Origin of the sequence: Mesorhizobium sp. B3-1-6, from assembly GCF_006439555.1 — a bacterium.
In the GTDB taxonomy this organism is placed as follows: Bacteria; Pseudomonadota; Alphaproteobacteria; order Rhizobiales; family Rhizobiaceae; genus Mesorhizobium.
Genome location: NZ_VFTM01000047.1, coordinates 19,177 through 36,459, shown reverse-complemented (window position 1 = coordinate 36,459; position 17,283 = coordinate 19,177). Strand labels below are relative to the sequence as shown.

The following is a 17,283-nucleotide window of genomic DNA, read 5'->3' as shown; positions in this document are numbered from 1 at the left end:
TTGCCTCTTTCGCTCTCGCGGGATTTGTCACCACCGGAGCCATGGCGGCGATGTCGACAACGACAACCACGCCCACCGCCATCATGACGAGGAACGACATGCCGAACTGCCGGCTGAAAAGCAGGCGGATGTCGACGATGGGGTCGCGCCTTGTCCACTCCCACGGAACAAGCAGCAGGAACGACACCGCGGAGATCACGGCGAAAGTGGTAATGAAGGTCGAGGCGAACCAGTCGTTGCGCTGGCCTTCGTCGAGAAAGACTTCGAGGCAGCCGAGCGCCATCGCCACCAGGATGAAGCCGATCCAGTCGACCTTCAGCCCCTTGCTCAACCGCTCGCGGCGTTCGCGTTCGAGAATGTCTGGCTCGATCACCAGCCATTGCACGAGCGCCAGCGACATGATGCCGAACGGCACATTGATGAAGAAGATCCAGTGCCAGGAGAAATTGTCGGTCAGCCAGCCGCCGATGGTCGGCCCGACCGTCGGGGCGACGATCACCGCGATGCCGTAGAGCGCAAAGGCCTGGGAGCGTTTCTCAGGCGGGAACGTGTCGGCCAGGATTGACTGCTCGCTCGGCGCCATGCCGCCGCCGCCGAGCCCCTGCAGGATGCGGAAGGCGATCAGCGTCGGCAGATTGGGCGCCAGCCCGCACAGCAGCGACGCCAGCGTGAAGGTCGCCACGCAGATCATGTAATAGCGCTTTCGGCCGATGATGCTGGTAAGCCAGCCGCTGACCGGAATGATGACGGAGTTGGCGACGAGATAGGTGGTGATCACCCATGTGCTCTCGTCCATGCCGGCGGCCAGGCTGCCGGCGATGTTGCGCAGCGCGACATTGGCGATCGAGGTGTCGAGCACCAGCATGAAGGTCGCGATCGAGACGACGATCGCGATCAGCCAGGGGTTGCGCCCGCCGGCCGCCGACCGGCTTTCGTTACCCTGGGCTGCTGCGGCATCGCTCATCGTACCTTGACCGTCGGCACCACCGACATGCCGGGACCGAGATAGACGCCGGGCGGTTGGTCGAACACGATCTTGACCGGCACGCGTTGCACCACCTTGACGAAATTGCCGGTGGCGTTTTCGGCTGGAAGCAGGCTGAAGGCCGTGCCGCTGCCGGCCTGAACGCTGTCGACATGGCCATGGAAGGTCTTTTCCGGATAGGCGTCGATGGCGATATCGACGGGCTGGCCCGGTCGCATCAGGTCGAGCTGTGTTTCCTTGAAATTGGCTTTCACCCAGACGTCGTTGGGCACGAACATCATCAGCACCTGGCCGGGCTGCGCATAGGTGCCTTTCGCCACCGTGATGTTGGTGGCATGGCCGGCGACGGGCGCCGTGATGGTCGTGCGGGTGAGGGTGATCTTGGCTTGGTTCTCGGTGGCCTCAGCCTGGCGCAGCTTGGCCTCGGCGCTCTTGCCTTGAGCCTGCAGAACAGCCACCTGGCTTTTCGCCGCCTCGACATTGGCGTTGGCGGTATCGAGTGCTGCCTGGTCCTGGCGCAAGGTCGAAGCGGCCTGCTGTGCCTGCTGTTGCGTCGCCGTGCCCTTGGCCAGGAGCTCACGGTTGCGCTGGTCCTCGGATTTGGCGAATTCGAGCGCTGCCTGCGCCTGCGCCACCTGCCTTTCGGCCGCATCGATCTTGGCGTTTTGCGCCTCGGTCTGGGCCTGCACATTGGCAATGTCGGCCCGCGCCGCAACCACGCCGGCTTGTGCCTGTTTGAGCGAGGCCTGATAATCGCTGTCGTCGATGCGCAGAAGCACGGCGCCGGCCTCGACCGGCTGGTTGTCGGTGACGGCGACATCGGTGATGCGCCCGGCAATTTCCGCGCCGATCGTCACCGTGCGGGCGTCGATGAAGGCATCGTCGGTCCATTCATACTGTCGCGCGTTGATCCACCAGATGACCACGGCCGCGATGACCAACAGGATGAGGATGGCGACGATCGCCGCTATGTAGGGATGGCGTCTGATGAGGCCGGGTTTGTTGTCGTCCGACGGACTGTCATTCGACTGCGTGTCTTGCGCTCGCTCGCCGTCGCGCTCGTTATCCACGCGCTTTTCGTCGTCCGGCGGGCGTTGCTGCCGATCGGACCGGGGCTGACCCCGCGCTTCCTCGGCGGGAGCGGTTTCGCGCTCTTTTCTTTCAGTTTTTGCGTCCAAGGCAACGGGTCCCAGATATCGTTGGCCCCCTCGCAGCAGGGTCAACGGGCGGTTTCCGCAAAGGTTCCTGCCCTCGGATGCCGGCCGTGGCCCGGCTGGCAGCGTCAGCCCGCCATCCAGCCGCCGTCCACCATCAGGTTTATGCCGGTAACATAGCTCGCCATATCGCTGGCGAGAAAGAGCGCCGCGCCCGCCACGTCGTTCGGATGCCCGAGCCGTGGCCAGGGTGTGCGGCGGCGCGAATAGTCGAGCGCATCAGGGTCGTTGGCGACGCCCGGCTTGCCGGTGATGATCTTGCCCGGAGCAATCGCATTGCAGACGATCAGGTCGTCGGCATGGTCGACGGCGATCTGCCGGGTCATCTGCACGATGCCGCCCTTGCTCACCGAATAGGGCAGGTCGCCGGGGCAGGCGACCATGCCGTGCTGCGAGGAGATGTTGATGATGCGGCCGCGCACCTCGTTAACCGGCGCCTGGGTGAGCATCTGCGTGACGGCGCATTTATTGCAGTAGAAGAAGCCGGTCAGGTTGACGCCGATGACGCGGTTCCACTGTTCCGGCGTGGTCTCGATCAGGTTGGTGCTGGTGTAGATCGCTGCATTGTTGACCATCACGTCGAGCCGGCCGAATTGCGCGACCGTCACGCCGACGAGCGCGTCGACGGCGCTCCAGTCAGAGATGTCGGTTCTGACGTAGGTGGCAGCGCCGCCGGCCGAACGGATCATGTCGACGGTGCCTTGGCCGCCCTCGATCGGCTGCTCCACCATGTCTGCAACGACGATGTTGGCGCCTTCGGTGGCGAATTTCAGCGCGATGGCGCGGCCGATGCCGGAGCTCGCTCCGGTGACGATGGCTGTTTTGTTGGCGAGCAGGGCCATGATGTTCAGCTCTCCCGGGTGACGATCTTTCCTTGCGCCGCGCCGACCAGTCGCCCGTCGCGCACGATCTCGCGGCCGTGCAGGAAGACACTGGTCAGCCGCGCTTTCATGGTCCAGCCGTCGAAGAGCGTATAGCCTGCCCGCGACACCTGATCGGCATTGGCGATGGTGCTTGACTGGCGCGGGTCGAGGATCAGCAGATCGGCATCGTGGCCGACGGCGATGCGACCCTTGCGCCGGCTGAGGCCGAAGCGCTCGGCTGGATTGCGGGAGCACATGCGCACCAGATCGGGCAGGGCGATGAGCCCTTCATCGACCAGCCTCAGCATGGTTGGAAGCAGCGTCTGCAATCCTGGCATACCGCCCGGGATGTCGGCGAAAGCCGCATAAGCCGCTGCCTTCTCGGCCGGCGCGTGCGGTGCGTGATCGGTGGCGACCATGTCGATCAGTTCCGCGCCGAGAGCGGCGCGCAATGCGTCGACATCATGCGGCGAGCGCAAGGGCGGCGAAGCCTTCAGCTTGGCGCCTTGCGTTTCGTAATCGTCGGCGGTGAAGAACAGGTTCTGCGGCGTGGTCTCGACGCTGGCGTCAACCATGCCGCGCAGCCGGCTCCAGGTCTCGACACCCAGCTCGGAATTGATCTGCCGGACGTGAATCCGCGCCTCGGTCGCCGCTGCGGCGACAAGGGCGCGGGCGATGCCATTGGCTTCGGCGAGCGGCGGCCGGCTGTCCAGGAAGGCGGCGACGCTGCCGGAGCGATCCCGCGCCGTGCTGCCGGCCAGGATCGATTGGTCGCCGGGCGAGATGCCGATTGTCGTGTCGGCACCGGCGAAGATTTTCAGCGCCTCGGCGACATTGTCGAGCGAGGCAAAAAGGAAGGCGTCCGGCACGTCGGCGGTGAACAGCTCGAAGGAGACCGGTGCGAGACGAAGGAGGCGAGGGACGAGCGACAAGTCACGGCTGACCACAGCCTGCAGGCCGACATCGACATAGATGCGGCCCTTCGCAATCGCCATCTTGTCGGCAAGTTGCTCGGGCGTGGCCGTCCATGGCTCATCGGTCGGCATGTCGAGTACGGTGGTCACGCCGCCGAGCGCCGCCGCATGCGTACCGGAGGAAAAATCCTCCTTATGCGTCAACCCGGGGTCGCGCAGATGCGCATGCGCATCGACAAGGCCCGGGAGCAGGAAGCAACCCGAGGCGTCGATGAGCGTGCTGGCTTCGGCGGCTTCGCCAGGCGGGATGAGCGCCGCGATCCTGCCTGCCGCGATGCCGACATCGTTGCGGCTGAGGCCATCGGCGTTCACAACCGTTGCGCCGCGGATCAGCGTTTCGAACACGGTTCCCCCTCAGCCGCGCTGCTCGAAGCGCGCATGGTTCGCGTGCCAGAAACGGGCAATGTCCTCGCGGCGCATGAAGGCGGCGCCGTCGGATTTCTGGACATGCTCGATGACCTCGCGCAGGCCCGAGGCGCGGTTCGGCTGACCCGTCCAGCGGGCGTGGATGCCGATGGTCAGCATGCGGCCGCCGGTCTCGTCGGCTTCGCTAAGCATATAGTCGATGGCCGCGCGGCAGTCCTCGGCGAAGTCGCGCGGATTGCTGTAGCCCGGAGCCACCAGATAGCGGCTGTCGTTGAGCGTCTTGGAGTAGGGGACGACCAGGATTTCCGTGCCCCGGTGATCGAGGAAATAGGGCAGGTCGTCGTTGCAGGGATCGGAGTGGTAGAGGAAGCCGCCTTCCTCGACCAGCAGGTCGCGCGTGTTGACGCTGGGTAGCGAGCGGCAGTTCCAACCCAAGGGCCGCTTTCCCAGCAGCTTTTCGTAAAGCGCGATCGCCTCGTGCAGATGGCGCTCTTCCTCGCCGCGCTCCATGGTCGTGTGGTCGATCCAGCGCAGGCCATGGCCCATCAGGTCATGCCGGCGGCTCTTCATCCATTCGACCAAGGGCGGGTTGCGCTCCAGCGCCACGGCGCAGGCGGAAAAGGTGACCGGGATGTCGTAGCGGTCGAACAATCTGGCCAGGCGCCAGACGCCGGCGCGGCTGCCATATTCGAAATGCGTCTCGGTGCCGAGATCGCGCACCGGCATGCTGCCGCTGAGATTGTATTCGCCCCAATTGTCGTTGCGGCCATCTTCGAGCCAGGAGTATTCCGAGCCCTCCTCATAGTTGAGCACGAGGTTGACGGCGAGCTTGACGCCGCCCGGCCAGGTGACGAAGGGCGGGTGCGGGCCGTAGCCGACGAAATCGCGCGGCTGCTGGAAATCGGTCGGCATCTTGCGTTCTCCATTTCTTTGTTTTTACGCAATTCCGAACGGAAAACCGCTCACACTTTTCCTGGAATTGCTCTAGCTCTCGTTAGCGACAATCCAGTCCATGTAGTCGTGGAACGCTTCCTTGCCGGGACGCGGCCGCCATGCTGTGTCGCGCATGATGCGGGCGATGTCATAGGCGCCCCACATGCCGCCTTTCAGCCTCACATCCTGGACGATGTTGGCGTCGTCTCCAGGCGTCACCTCCGCCTTCAGGCCCGGGACGCGTTCCCTTGCCCAGCCGATGATCTCGCCGATGGTCTGGCTGGAACCGGAGCCGATATTGTAGTGGCGGTAATTGAGGCGCGGCGCATCGATCAGCGCGAGGATCGCGGCGGCAACGTCGGTCGAGGTGACGTAGTCGCCGACGGGCTCCAGGCTGTTCGGCCTGATCGTCTCGCCGGCCAGGGCCATATGCGCGACGCGGTTGGGAACATGGCGGAAGTTGCGGCTCTCGGTGGCGCGATCCATCGGACCGTAGACGGAAGCGAGCCGCACCGAGGCCGCCGACAGGCCGAACAGATCGGCATAGCGGTTGGTGACCATCTCGGAGGCGAATTTCGAGATGCCGTAGAGCGTCAGCGGCGCGACATAACCGTCTTCCGGCAGTGGCTCGCCATCCCAGTCGGGCCCGTTGTGGCGATAGACGGAACCGGAGCTGACATAGACGAAGCGTTTCACGTCCGGCCTCTCGCGCGCCCAGTCCAGCATGCGCACGGTGCCCATGAGATTGACGTCGACGATGCGGGCCGGGTCTGCGGCCTCCGGCTGGCGCTTTGCCTCAGAGTCGCTGCCGCGCGAGATCGGCGTGATCGTCGCGCCATGCACGATTGCCGTGATGCCTTGCTTGTCGAGCGTCTCGGACCAGGCTTGTGGGTCGAGGATATCGGCGGCAATCACGGTCAGCCGGTCGCGCACCGGAGCGAAATGTTTTTCGGCCGCCGGGTCGAGGCCCGACCGGTCGAGGATCACGGCGCGGGCTTGCGGATCGCGGTCCAGCCATGCGCGCGCGACCACGCTCATGACAAAGCCGGTGCCGCCGGTGACGAGCAAGGTCATGGAAACTCCTCTGGAAAGGTTGTTGCCTCAGCGCGTCGCATAGCCGCCATCGACGAGCATGTCTGATCCGGTGACGAAGGATGCGTCGGACGAAAGCAGGAAAGCCGCCGCCGCGGCGATCTCGTCGGGCTCGGCGATACGGCCGAGCAGATGGGCGGGACCAAGGCCGGCATTGGCGGCCTCGAAATCGGCAAACCGGCGCAGCAGCCGCGTCGTCGCCACCGCGCCGGGGGACAGGCTGTTGACGCGGATTTTGTCGGGCGCGTGGTCCACGGCCATCGCCTTGGCGAGGTGGATCAGGCCGGCCTTGGCGGCGCAATAGGCGACGGCCCTGGTGGTGGCGACGCGCCCGAATTGCGAGCCGATGAAGACGACGGAACCGCCGCCACTTGCCGCGATCAGCGGCACGGCGAACTTGCTCATCAGGAAGGCGCCGGTCAGGCCGACATCGATCTCGTGCCGCCATGCGCTTTCGTCGAGATCGACGACGGTGGCGCTGGTCGAGGGCGCCGCGGCATTGTGCACCAGTCCGTCGAGCCGGCCGAAGTTTTGCCGGGCAAATGCGACGGCCGCCTCCGCGGACTCGATATCCGTCACGTCGCATTGGCAAGCGGCAGCTAAAGGCCCGAGTGTCTGGGCAAGCTCGGTGGCCGGCTCTGGACCGTAATCGGCGCAGACGACCTTAGCGCCTTCGGCAACACAGCGGCGCGCTATCGCCGTGCCGATGCCGCTGGCGGCGCCGGCGATCAGGATGACTTTGCCCTCGAGACGCCTCATGTCTGGCGCTGTCATCAGGCCTGCTCCTCTAATGCCGGCATGGCCGCCAGCGTGACCGGACGGCGCAACAAATTGTAGCAGGCGGCTAAAGTCACCAACACGGCGCCGCCGCCCAGAAGCAGGAACATGGCCGGCGCGCCCATATGCTCCATCAGGCCGGCCGAAATGCCGGGCGTCGCGACATTGCCGATCGAATAGAGCAGGAGCAGCGTGCCGGAGGCCCCGACCATGTGCCGGCTGTGCAATTGCGAGGCGCCGAACGCCATCGCCACCGGATAGACCGTCAGCGCCGTCGCGCCATAGAGGAAGAACAGCACGAAGAGCAGCGGGACCGAAAAGTTGCCGAGCCAGGCGATCGCGGCGCAGAGCGTGACCGACAGGATACCCTGGACAAGCAGTATGATCCTGCGCTCAAACCTATCGGACAGCCAGCCGACCGGCGTCTGCGCCAGCATGCCGGCGATGCTGATGGTCGTGACCAGCCCGACCGTCGTTGCCGCCGACAGCCCGATCTGCGTGCCGTAGATCGGCGTCAGCACGAAGATGTTCATATTGGTGATGCCGCCCTGGAAGATCGCCACGACCGTTACCGGCGCCAGCCGGAAAAGCGCCAGCGGGCCGAGGCGCTTGACCGGTCTTGCCGAACTTGCGTGCTCCGGATCCGTGGCAGGCAGCGCGGGCCAGCGCCCACCGGCGAATTTGGAGATCAGTGCCAGCAGCACCGTCGCCGCCGCCACCGGGAACAGATGCGGCGATTGCGGGCCGACCATCGCGACCAGAACCTGACCGAGCAGCACGGCGATTGCCGTTGTCAGCATATAGATCGAAAACATCGCGCCGCGATTGTGGTGCTCGGCATAGAGGTTGATCCAGCTTTCGCAGACGACGAACAGCGATGCCATCGCGAGGCCGCCGAGCAGGCGAAAGCAGATCCAACTCGGCAGGAAGTCGGTGAAGACGAAACCGGAAGCCGCCAGCAGCGCGACGACGACGACGGCAACGAAGGTTCGCTCATGGCCGTATTGGGCGACGGCCGGGCGGGTCACCAGGCATCCGATGAGGAAGCCCACGGGATAGGCCGTCAAGACGATCTGCACGACCTGGGGAGAAATGCCGGGCTTGCCAAGATGCAGCGACACGGCGGTGGTCAGCATGGCGCTGCCGATGCAGGCCAGGCAGATGCCGACCATGATCGGCAGCAGGGCACGGGACCGCTCTGCATTTTGCCAGAGCCGCGTCGCGGATTGAGCGATCGACCTCATGAATGCGGCTGCGGCGGCTCCCTGGCGGCACCGTTGACCGACGGCAGCCCGGGCAGAAGTTACACTTTGTGGCGATTGCCACAAACGAAGATTGGCGCGGCTATGGCTCAAATTTTTTTGGCCATGCTGGCGAGGGAAAGCGGCATCTCGGCGCGCTGTGGTCTTTACAGCGGTTTTGCACCCTCCTTACCATAGGCAAAAACCAAAATCTGGAAACCAGCGGAAGGGAACATCATGACGATCGAACGCCTCGAAAACGGACAGCGCTTCTGCCGGGTGCTCCGCTATAACGGCACCGTCTATGTGGCGGGGCTGACCGCGGACGATCTTTCGGGCGACACCACCAGCCAGACCAAGCAGATCCTTGCCAAGATCGACGCGCTTCTCGCCAAGGCCGGTAGCGACAAGTCGAAGCTGCTCAGCGCGCAGATATGGCTCAGGGACATCGCCGATTTCGAGATGATGAACACGGCCTGGGACGCCTGGATCGACAGGAGCGCCATGCCGGTGCGCGCCACGGTGGAAGCGCGGCTTGCCGGCGACCAGTATCGCGTCGAGATCATGGTGACGGCGGCCGTCGGCTGAGCCGGCCGGCGAGGGTACGCCAATGCATGAGCTGGTGATCAAGAGCGGGCGCGTGGCGCTCGACGACGGCTGGGCTGAGTGCGACGTCGGTATCGACGATGGCCGCATCGCCGCCATCGGCAAGGGTCTTTCCGGCGAGAAGGCGATCGACGCCGGCGGCCGCTGGGTGATGCCCGGCGGCATCGACGCGCATTGCCATCTCGACCAGCCGGTCTGGGGTGGAGCCGGCAATGCCGACGATTTCTATTCCGGCACGATCTCCGCCGCTTTTGGCGGCACGACCTGCATAGTCCCGTTCGGCATGCCCGGGCAGGACATGACGACTGTCGGCGCCATGGACCGCGCGCTGGAGCGCGCGGCGGGACGCGCGGTGATCGACTACGGGCTGCATGCCGTGGTCACCATGGGCACCGGCGCGGATGTCGAGGCTCAACTTGGCGCGCTCGCCCAGCGCGGCATCGCCTCGGTCAAGCTGTTCATGACCTATCAGGGTTTCGCCGTCGACGACGACCTCTTCTTCAAGGTTCTCGATACGGCAAGGCGGTTGGGCTGGATCGTCATGGTCCATGCCGAGAACGACGCCGCGATCCGGCGCACGCGCCAGCGGCTGATCGATCTCGGCCGCACCGATATCCGCTATCATGTCGTTGCCCACAGCGAGACGATGGAGCGCGAGGCGACGCATCGCGCGCTGGCCTTCGCCGAGATGACCGGCGCGCGCATGACCATCGTGCATGTCTCGTCCTGGCAGTCGGCCGAGGAGGTGGCGCGGGCAAAGATGCGCGGCGTTGACGCTATCGCCGAGACCTGCCCGCAATATCTCTTTCTCGGCGCGGCCGATCTCGATCGCCCGGCAATCGATGCGGCGCGCTTCGTCTTCTCGCCGCCGCCGCGCTCGCCGCGCAGCCATGAGCATCTGTGGCAAGAGCTGATCAATGGCGGCATCGACCTGTGGTCGTCCGATCATTCGCCATATTATTTCGCCGACAAGATCGGGCACTCCGAGACACCCGGTTTCACCACGACGCTGAGCGGCATTCCAGGCATCGAGACACGCCTGCCGCTGCTGTTTTCGGAAGGGCTGCTCACCGGCCGCCTGACGCTCGAGCGCTATCTCGACCTCACCTCGCGCAATGCAGCCTCGATCTACGGCTTCGCCGATCGCAAGGGTCGCATCGCCATCGGGCTCGACGCGGACGTCACGCTGTGGGATCCGACGGCGCGCTGGACGCTCGGGCACAGGGCGCTGCATTCGCGCGTCGACTTCACGCCCTACGAGGGCAGGGTTGTCACCGGCAAGCCAAGCACCGTTCTGGTGCGCGGCGTGCCGGTGGTCGCCGACGGCAAGCTGCAGGCGGAGCCGGGTTTCGGGCGCTTTGTGGCACGGACCGCCGCCGATCCGGCGCATCTCAGAAAACCAGTCGAGGATTGGACACCATGGCTCGATGCCTGACCATCGCCGTTTGCCAGACCGGACCGATCCAGCGCAGCGCCACGCGCGCCGAGACGGTCGGGCGCCTGGTGCATCTCCTGGAGAAGGCTGCTTCCGCCGGCGCGGAGATCGCGGTGTTTCCCGAAATGGCGCTCACCACTTTCTTCCCGCGCTGGCGCATCGACGACCAGGCCGAGATCGACGCCTTCTTCGAAGCCTCGATGCCGGGGCCGGAAACGCAGCGGCTCTATGATGCCGCCGCGCGCCTGAAGGTTGGCTTCGCGCTGGGCTATTGCGAGCTGGCGCAGGAAGAGGGCCGCACGCGCCATTTCAATACAATGGATCTGGTTGGGCCGGACGGCGCCTTCATCGGCCGCTACCGCAAGATGCATGTGCCGGGTTCGAGCGAGCCGGAGGCGGGCACGACCACGCATCTCGAACGACGCTATTTCGAGCCGGGCAATCTCGGCTTTCCGGTCTTCGACTATCGCGGCGTGCGTGTCGGCCTCGCCATCTGCAACGACCGCCGCTGGCCGGAAACCTATCGCATGCTCTGCCTCAACGGCGCCGAGGTGGCGTTGCTCGGCTACAACACGCCGCTTTTGCTCGACGAAGCGCCGGCTCTGGCGCATCTGAGAATGTTCCACAACCATCTGCCGATGCAGGCCGGTGCCTACCAGAACACGCTCTGGGTCGCCGCCGCGGCAAAGGCGGGTCTGGAAGACGGGCAGGCGCTGATCGGCGGCTCCTGCATCATCGCGCCGACCGGCGAGATCGCGGCACTGGCGATGTCGCTCGACGACGAAGTCATCGTCCATCGCGCCGATCTGGACCTGATCGAGACCTGCCGGAAAGTGAATTTCAACTTCGCGCTCTATCGCCGCCCCGATCAATACAAGCGCATCTCGGAACCGGTCTGAGACCGCGATGGGCCTCGTCGAAACAAGACAAAGCCAAGGCACACCGCCGCCCTCGACCGATCCGCTGACGCTCGGCGAGATCGTCGGGAACGGCCTTTGCATCGGCTGTGGCCTCTGCCGCTCGATCGCCGTTCCCGGCGACGTCGAGATGGTGATGACGCCGGAAGGGCGCGAGCGACCCGTGGCGTTGCAGGAATTGGACAAGTCGACATTGACGAAGATCAACGCCGTATGTCCGGGAACGCGCATCGCCGGTCCGCCACCAGCGCAGATGGATGACGCCACGTTGGCGGACACGGTTTGGGGATCGGTCGAACGGCTTGTGCTCGGCTCCGCTGGAAATCCCACAGTGCGGTTTATCGGCTCCGGCGGCGGTGCGCTGACGGCGCTCGGACAGTTCCTGCTCAGTTCGGGACGGGTCAAGTTCGTGCTGCATGTCGCGGCCTCGCGTTCCATGCCGATGCGCACGGAACGCAAGCTGAGCTACGACGCCGCTTCCGTGCTCGAAGGCGCCGGCTCGCGCTATGGGCCGGCGGCGACCCTGGTGGATTTCAACGCCATTCTCGACCGCGGCGAGCCTTTCGCGCTGATCGCCAAGCCCTGCGACATCACCGCCGTGCGCAATCTGGCGCGGCTCGATCCGCGCGTCGACGAGCATATGCGCTATGCGCTCGCCTTCGTCTGCGGCGGCGCCTCGGAGCTGACCAAGTCGGAACAGGTGCTGCAGCGTTTTGGCCTCGGCGAGGAGGAGCTTGCTCTGTTCCGCTACCGGGGCCATGGCAATCCCGGACTCAACCGCATCGAAACTCGCGACGGCCGCGCCTTCGAGATCAGCTACCGGCAGCTCTGGGAGGACGAGGACAAATGGATGATCCAGCCGCGCTGCAAGATCTGCCCCGACGCGATCGGCCAGGTGGCGGATATCGCGGTATCGGATTCCTGGTTGAATGGCGGACCGGCCGTCGAGGATGAGCCGCTCAACGGTATCATCGTGCGCACCAAGCGCGGGCTGGAGCTGTTCGACGCGGCTGTCGAGGCCGGCGCGGTGCAGATCAAGCGGGAGAGCGGGATCGCCGAGATCAGCGAGTTGCAGTCGCATCAGGTGCGCAAACGCCGCGCGGTCTGGGCGCGGCTGAAGGGCATGGAGATCGCCGGCAAGCCGGTGCCTTTCGTCACCGGTCTCGCCTTGCGCGAATGCGCGTCACAGAATTCAGCGGCCGAGAATCTGGCCGAGGGACGTGGCGCCCGCGATCGAGCCCGGCGCGGCCGCCTGGGCGAGCCGCCTGCGGTGCCGCGCGAAACAGTTTCAAAGGATGGGCAACCATGAGCGAGCAGACCGACGTCATCGTCATCGGCGGCGGCATGGCCGGCGGCGGCGCTGCCTATGAGATTTCGCGCACTTCGAAAGTCGTGCTGCTCGAGCGCGAGAGCCATTGCGGCTACCACACCACGGGACGTTCGGCCGCAAGCTTCACCGAGAACTACGGCAATCGCGTCATCCGCCGCATCGTCCTGGCAAGCCGGGCGTTTCTCACCGAGCCGCCGACAGGTTTTTGCGATTATCCGCTGCTCAGCAAGCGCGGCATGATCACCGTGGCGCGGGCCGACCAGCTCGACCTGCTGCGCGAGGATCTGGAGGCGGCGCAGGCGCTGGTGCCATCGATCGTTGCGATGACGCCGGCCGAAGCGATCGCGCGCGTGCCGGTGCTGCGCGAGGACTATCTCGCCGGCGCTTACATCGAACCGCATTCGATGGACATCGACGTCAACGGCCTGCACCAGGGGTTCTTGCGCGGCGCGCGGGCGCGCGGCGCCCGCATCGTCACCAAGGCCGGCGTGAGAGCCATCGGCAGGCAGGGCGGGCAATGGCGGGTCGAGACGGAAGCGGAAACATTCCTTGCGCCGTTGATCGTCAACGCGGCCGGCGCCTGGGGCGACGAGATCGCGGCGATGGCCGGAGTGCGTCCGGTCGGCCTGCAGCCGAAGCGCCGCACCGCCTTCAACATTCCGGCGCCGGCCGGTCTCGACATTAGCGACTGGCCGCTGGTCAACGATGTCGGCGCGGAGTTCTATTTCAAGCCGGATGCCCGGCAGCTCTTCGTCTCGCCGGCCGATGCGACGTCATCGGAGCCGGTGGACGCCTTTGCCGAAGACATCGATGTGGCGATCGGCGCCGAGCGTCTCGAACGGGCGACGACGATCGAGGTGCAACGCGTTTCGCGCTCCTGGGCGGGTTTGAGGACGTTCGTCGCCGACGGCTCGCCGGTGGTCGGTCCGGACGACGAGTTTCCGGATTTCGTCTGGCTGGTCGGGCAGGGCGGCTACGGCATCAAGACCTCGCCGGCGCTGTCGCGTGTCTGCGCCAGCCTGATCGCCGACGACGGCCTGCCGGACGATGTCGCGAGGCAAGGCGTGATGCTGGCGGATCTCACGGCGCACCGTCTTCGTGGCGCCGGCCTTCAGCAGGCTGCCTCATGACCGATGCGGCGCTGACGGCCGGCGGCAGGCTTGCCGGGCGTGTGCTGGACAGGCTCGCCGAAGCCACGGCCGACGAGCCCGGGATAACCCGCGTGGCCTACGGTCCGAGCGAGCGTTTTGCCCATGACCTCGTCCGCAGTGAAGCGGAAAAGCTCGGCGCGGCGGCGCGTGTCGATGCGGCCGGCAATCTCTATCTGACACTCGCCGGGCGCGATCCCGATCTGTCGGCGATCGTCATCGGCTCGCATCTCGACAGCGTGGCGCATGGCGGCAATTTCGATGGCGCCGCCGGCGTCGTGGCGGGGCTCGCGGTAATGGCCGAACTGGTTGGGCAAAATATCCGCTTGGCGCGCGATCTCATCGTGCTGGCAGCTCGCGCCGAGGAAGCGGTCTGGTTTCCGCTCTCCTATCCCGGCAGCCAGGCGGCGCTTGGCCTGCTCGATCCGCAGGCGCTCGAAGCCAGGCGTTCCGATAGCGGCCGCACGCTGGCGGACCACATGCGCGAGGAAGGTTTCGACCCCGACGCCGTGCGACGCGGCGTGCCGGGCATCGATGCAGGCCGGATCGCTGCTTTCGTCGAGGTGCATATCGAGCAGGGACCGCGCCTGGTCGCCGCCGGGGCGCCGGTCGGCATCGTTACGGGGATCGCCGGCGGCTTCCGCTATGTCGACGCGAAATGCCTTGGCGCCTATGCCCATTCCGGCGCCGAGCCGCGCTTCGCCCGCCATGACAGCGTGCTGGGCTTTGCCGATCTGGTTGCGGGCCTTGAGGCAAAGTGGGACGCGCTCGAACGCGATGGCCACGAGGCGACCATCACCTTCGGCCGGGTGCAATCCGATCCGAGCCAGCATGGCGGCAGCCGCGTGCTCGGCGAACTCGGCTTCACCCTCGATGTCCGCAGCGCCGAGGCGTCCGTGCTGGCGCGGATCGAGGCGCGGCTGCACGAGATCTTCGCCGAGGTTGGCGCCAGACGTGGCGTGACGTTCGAGCCGGGACCGCGCTTCACCTGGGAGCCCGCGACCATGTCGCCCGCGCTGATCGCCGGGCTTGACCGCGCCGCGACCGAATTGCAGATGAGCGCCCCGCATGTGCCGAGCGGGGCCGGGCACGATGCGGCCACCTTCGCCGGCGCCGGCATTCCGACCGCGATGCTCTTCGTGCGCAACGAGAATGGCAGCCATAATCCGCATGAAGCGATGGAGATCGCCGACCTCGATCAGGCGATCCGGCTGCTCCTGCGTTTCGTCACCGATTTCGACAACTCACCGGACCAGCCATGAACCTCGCCAAGACTGCCTTGCTCGTCATCGACCTGCAGAATGAATACCGTCCCGGCGCGGCCTGGCCGGTCGTCGGCTACGACGCCGTGCTCGCCAACGCTGCCGCCCTGATCGAGGCCGCCCGCAAGGCTGGCGTGTCCGTCATCCATACGCAGGCCTGGGTCAAGCCGGAAGAGAGTGAAGGCTATGCGCGGCAGGAAGAGATACTCACCGAGGAATTCCGCTCTGCCGTCGCGGGCAGCGACGGCGCCGCGATCTGCGCCGAGGTAGCGGCGCAGCCGGGCGACATCGTCATCCACAAGCACTGGCCGAGCGCCTTTCGCCGCACCGAGCTTTCGCAGCGGCTCGCCGTGCTCGGCATCGAAAACCTCGTCGTCGCCGGCGTGCTGACCGACAGCTGCGTGACCGAAAGCGTGTTCGATGCGGTTTACCAGGGCTTTCGCGTGTGGCTGGTGATGGAAGCCTGCGGCAGCATGACGGAGGCGATGCACCGCACCGGCATGCTCGACATGGCGAACCGGCTCTATGGCGGCGGTATATTGCATCTGCCCGAAGCCCTGAAGGCGCTGGCCGGCCAGTCCTTCGATGGCTGGCGCTGCACGCGGCCGGTGGAGTTCGCCTACACGCTGGAGAGCGTTGACCGGATTTACGAGGCGCTGTGATCGGCGCCGCAGCCGCACGCGCCTCTGACGACCGTCTTTGAAGCCGAGGGCTTGAGAACCGCCCCCGGCAGCGCTCCGGTCGCCCTGCCGCCGCGCCAGACCGATACGCCGTTGACGAAGACATGTTCGATGCCGGCGGCGGGTCGGCGCGGCTCCTCGAAAGTGGCGCTGTCGATGATCGTCTCGGGATCGAAGATGACGAGGTCGGCGAAATTGCCTTCCGCCAGAATGCCGCGCTCTTGGATGCCGAATTCACGCGCGGGCAGGCCGGTCATTCGGAATACGGCCTCCTCCAGACTGAACAGTCCGATGTCACGCGCGTAGTGCCCGAGCACGCGCGGAAAGGTGCCCCACAGACGCGGATGCGGGTGGATGTCGTGCGGCAGGCCGTCGGAGCCGATCATGGTGCGCGGATGCGCGATGATGTTGCGGACGTCGTCCTCGTCGAGCTGGAAATAGACAGCACCGGCCGGCAGCAGGCGCTCACCGGCCTCGCGCTCGGTGCAGTTCCATTCGCGCGCTATGTCGGCCATCTCGCGCCTGGCCATCTCCGGATGCGGTTCGGACCAGGTGACGAGGATCTTCAAGCCGGTGTCGCAGCGCTCCAGCCGGAGCACGGTCGAGCTCGCGGCATAGGGGTAGACGTCCATGCCTATGTCCATCGTCCCGCGCGCCTTGTCGATCCTTTCCAGCGAGGGCCGGCTCTTGCCGAAATTGGCGCGGCCGGTGCACTGGTGGTGCGAGATGAACAGCTTGCCGCCAGCATGATCGGCAATGTCGATCGCTTCCTCGATCGCCTCGTCCATCGTCTCGAAGTAGTTGCGCGTATGAGTGACATAGGGACCGCCGAGGCCGGCCGCCGTGGCGGCTAAAGCCTTGACCTCCTCGGTCGAGGAGTTGACGGCGGGCGGATAGTCGAGCCCGGTGCTGAGGCCGAAGGCGCCCTCGACCATCGCCGCGGCGACCGCTTCCTGCATCGCCACCGTTTCCGCTTCATTGGCCGGCCGATCGGTCACGGGCATACAGCGCTGGCGCAAGGTCGTGTGGCCGACGAGCAAGGCGGCATTGGTGGCGATGCCGCGACGCTTCAGCTCCGCGACATAGTCGGCGAAGCGGTCGAAACGGAAGTTCTCGCGGCCGCCGACCAGCGTGAAGGGCGGCGGCGGCGTCCCGTCGAGCAGCAGCGGTGCAAGGCTGACGCCGCAATTGCCGGCGATCACCGTCGTCACGCCCTGGCTGATCTTCGGATCCATGCCGCGCGGTGCCAGCAGCGCGCCGTCGTCATGGGTGTGCACGTCGATGAAGCCAGGTGCGACCACCTTGCCCTTTGCATCGATTTCCTCGATGCCCTGCGCATCGTCCAGCCGGCCGATGGCGGCGATCCGGCCCATCGTGACGGCGATGTCTGCCTCGAAGCGGTCAGAACCGTCTCCGGAGATCAGCGTCGCGCGGCGGATGAGGAGATCATAGGGCATTGG

16 protein-coding genes are annotated in these 17,283 nt (G+C 65.9%); 7 read left to right on the top strand and 9 right to left on the bottom strand.

Translation table 11 applies throughout. The features are described from left to right. The 8 genes from FJ414_RS28990 to FJ414_RS28955 form a co-directional block, all read right to left on the bottom strand. A partial coding sequence (locus FJ414_RS28990) for a DHA2 family efflux MFS transporter permease subunit (protein WP_246672526.1) occupies nt 1–964 on the bottom strand: 964 nt, incomplete at its 3' end. Beyond that, entirely contained in the window at nt 961–2,055 is a 1,095-nt protein-coding gene (locus tag FJ414_RS28985) for an HlyD family secretion protein (RefSeq protein ID WP_140647779.1), read from the bottom strand. The genes FJ414_RS28985 and FJ414_RS28990, both read right to left, overlap by 4 nt. 212 nt (nt 2,056–2,267) lie before the next feature. Beyond that, nucleotides 2,268–3,041 (bottom strand): SDR family oxidoreductase, encoded by a 774-nt coding sequence (locus FJ414_RS28980; RefSeq protein ID WP_140647778.1) that lies wholly within the window; start codon nt 3,039–3,041, stop codon nt 2,268–2,270. Between the two features lie 5 nt (nt 3,042–3,046). Next, a complete protein-coding gene (locus FJ414_RS28975; protein WP_140647777.1) occupies nt 3,047–4,381 on the bottom strand; it encodes a dihydroorotase family protein in 1,335 nt (444 codons plus the stop codon). Nucleotides 4,382–4,390: 9 nt separating this feature from the next. Next, nucleotides 4,391–5,314 (bottom strand): polysaccharide deacetylase family protein, encoded by a 924-nt coding sequence (locus FJ414_RS28970; protein WP_140647776.1) that lies wholly within the window; start codon nt 5,312–5,314, stop codon nt 4,391–4,393. A 72-nt stretch (nt 5,315–5,386) separates the two neighbouring features. Beyond that, a complete protein-coding gene (locus FJ414_RS28965) occupies nt 5,387–6,409 on the bottom strand; it encodes an NAD(P)-dependent oxidoreductase (protein ID WP_140647775.1) in 1,023 nt (340 codons plus the stop codon). A gap of 27 nt (nt 6,410–6,436) precedes the next feature. Continuing rightward, a complete protein-coding gene (locus FJ414_RS28960; RefSeq protein WP_140647774.1) occupies nt 6,437–7,201 on the bottom strand; it encodes an SDR family oxidoreductase in 765 nt (254 codons plus the stop codon). Further along, nucleotides 7,201–8,448 carry an MFS transporter gene (locus FJ414_RS28955; RefSeq protein WP_140647773.1) on the bottom strand — a complete coding sequence of 416 codons (1,248 nt, stop codon included), beginning with the start codon at nt 8,446–8,448 and terminating at the stop codon, nt 7,201–7,203. The genes FJ414_RS28960 and FJ414_RS28955 overlap by 1 nt, the downstream gene beginning before the upstream one ends. A gap of 234 nt (nt 8,449–8,682) precedes the next feature. Between FJ414_RS28955 and FJ414_RS28950 the strand changes: the two genes are divergently transcribed. Genes FJ414_RS28950 through FJ414_RS28920 form a run of 7 tightly spaced genes read left to right on the top strand, consistent with a single transcriptional unit; the run spans nt 8,683 to nt 15,805 of the window. Further along, on the top strand, nt 8,683–9,033 hold the full coding sequence (locus tag FJ414_RS28950) for a RidA family protein (RefSeq protein ID WP_041007422.1): 351 nt from the start codon (nt 8,683–8,685) through the stop codon (nt 9,031–9,033). Nucleotides 9,034–9,055: 22 nt separating this feature from the next. Then, entirely contained in the window at nt 9,056–10,486 is a 1,431-nt protein-coding gene (gene hydA, locus FJ414_RS28945; RefSeq protein ID WP_140647772.1) for a dihydropyrimidinase, read from the top strand. After that, nucleotides 10,471–11,385 carry a nitrilase-related carbon-nitrogen hydrolase gene (locus FJ414_RS28940; RefSeq protein ID WP_140647771.1) on the top strand — a complete coding sequence of 305 codons (915 nt, stop codon included), beginning with the start codon at nt 10,471–10,473 and terminating at the stop codon, nt 11,383–11,385. Before hydA ends, FJ414_RS28940 begins: the two co-directional genes overlap by 16 nt. 7 nt (nt 11,386–11,392) lie before the next feature. Beyond that, complete coding sequence (locus FJ414_RS28935; RefSeq protein WP_140647770.1) at nt 11,393–12,712, top strand: Coenzyme F420 hydrogenase/dehydrogenase, beta subunit C-terminal domain; 1,320 nt, start codon at nt 11,393–11,395, stop codon at nt 12,710–12,712. After that, the gene (locus FJ414_RS28930) at nt 12,709–13,863 is read left to right on the top strand and encodes an FAD-binding oxidoreductase (protein WP_140647769.1); all 1,155 of its coding nucleotides are present in this window, start codon (nt 12,709–12,711) and stop codon (nt 13,861–13,863) included. Before FJ414_RS28935 ends, FJ414_RS28930 begins: the two co-directional genes overlap by 4 nt. Continuing rightward, nucleotides 13,860–15,143, top strand: a complete 1,284-nt coding sequence (locus tag FJ414_RS28925; protein WP_140647768.1) for a Zn-dependent hydrolase — start codon at nt 13,860–13,862, stop codon at nt 15,141–15,143. Before FJ414_RS28930 ends, FJ414_RS28925 begins: the two co-directional genes overlap by 4 nt. Continuing rightward, on the top strand, nt 15,140–15,805 hold the full coding sequence (locus FJ414_RS28920; protein ID WP_140647767.1) for an isochorismatase family cysteine hydrolase: 666 nt from the start codon (nt 15,140–15,142) through the stop codon (nt 15,803–15,805). The genes FJ414_RS28925 and FJ414_RS28920 overlap by 4 nt, the downstream gene beginning before the upstream one ends. Here FJ414_RS28920 and FJ414_RS28915 read toward each other — a convergent pair. Further along, nucleotides 15,790–17,280 (bottom strand): D-aminoacylase, encoded by a 1,491-nt coding sequence (locus FJ414_RS28915; protein ID WP_140647766.1) that lies wholly within the window; start codon nt 17,278–17,280, stop codon nt 15,790–15,792. The genes FJ414_RS28920 and FJ414_RS28915 overlap by 16 nt on opposite strands. Between the last annotated feature and the right edge of the window lie 3 nt (nt 17,281–17,283).

Bases quoted from the DNA above. Each gene is read 5' to 3' on its own strand.
- FJ414_RS28980 (WP_140647778.1), bottom strand. From the start codon at position 3,041: ATGGCCCTGCTCGCCAACAAAACAGCCATCGTCACCGGAGCGAGCTCC.
- FJ414_RS28915 (WP_140647766.1), bottom strand. From the start codon at position 17,280: ATGCCCTATGATCTCCTCATCCGCCGCGCGACGCTGATCTCCGGAGAC.
- FJ414_RS28935 (WP_140647770.1), top strand. From the start codon at position 11,393: ATGGGCCTCGTCGAAACAAGACAAAGCCAAGGCACACCGCCGCCCTCG.
- FJ414_RS28970 (WP_140647776.1), bottom strand. From the start codon at position 5,314: ATGCCGACCGATTTCCAGCAGCCGCGCGATTTCGTCGGCTACGGCCCG.
- hydA (WP_140647772.1), top strand. From the start codon at position 9,056: ATGCATGAGCTGGTGATCAAGAGCGGGCGCGTGGCGCTCGACGACGGC.
- FJ414_RS28940 (WP_140647771.1), top strand. From the start codon at position 10,471: ATGGCTCGATGCCTGACCATCGCCGTTTGCCAGACCGGACCGATCCAG.
- FJ414_RS28920 (WP_140647767.1), top strand. From the start codon at position 15,140: ATGAACCTCGCCAAGACTGCCTTGCTCGTCATCGACCTGCAGAATGAA.
- FJ414_RS28965 (WP_140647775.1), bottom strand. From the start codon at position 6,409: ATGACCTTGCTCGTCACCGGCGGCACCGGCTTTGTCATGAGCGTGGTC.
- FJ414_RS28955 (WP_140647773.1), bottom strand. From the start codon at position 8,448: ATGAGGTCGATCGCTCAATCCGCGACGCGGCTCTGGCAAAATGCAGAG.
- FJ414_RS28960 (WP_140647774.1), bottom strand. From the start codon at position 7,201: ATGACAGCGCCAGACATGAGGCGTCTCGAGGGCAAAGTCATCCTGATC.
- FJ414_RS28925 (WP_140647768.1), top strand. From the start codon at position 13,860: ATGACCGATGCGGCGCTGACGGCCGGCGGCAGGCTTGCCGGGCGTGTG.
- FJ414_RS28930 (WP_140647769.1), top strand. From the start codon at position 12,709: ATGAGCGAGCAGACCGACGTCATCGTCATCGGCGGCGGCATGGCCGGC.
- FJ414_RS28950 (WP_041007422.1), top strand. From the start codon at position 8,683: ATGACGATCGAACGCCTCGAAAACGGACAGCGCTTCTGCCGGGTGCTC.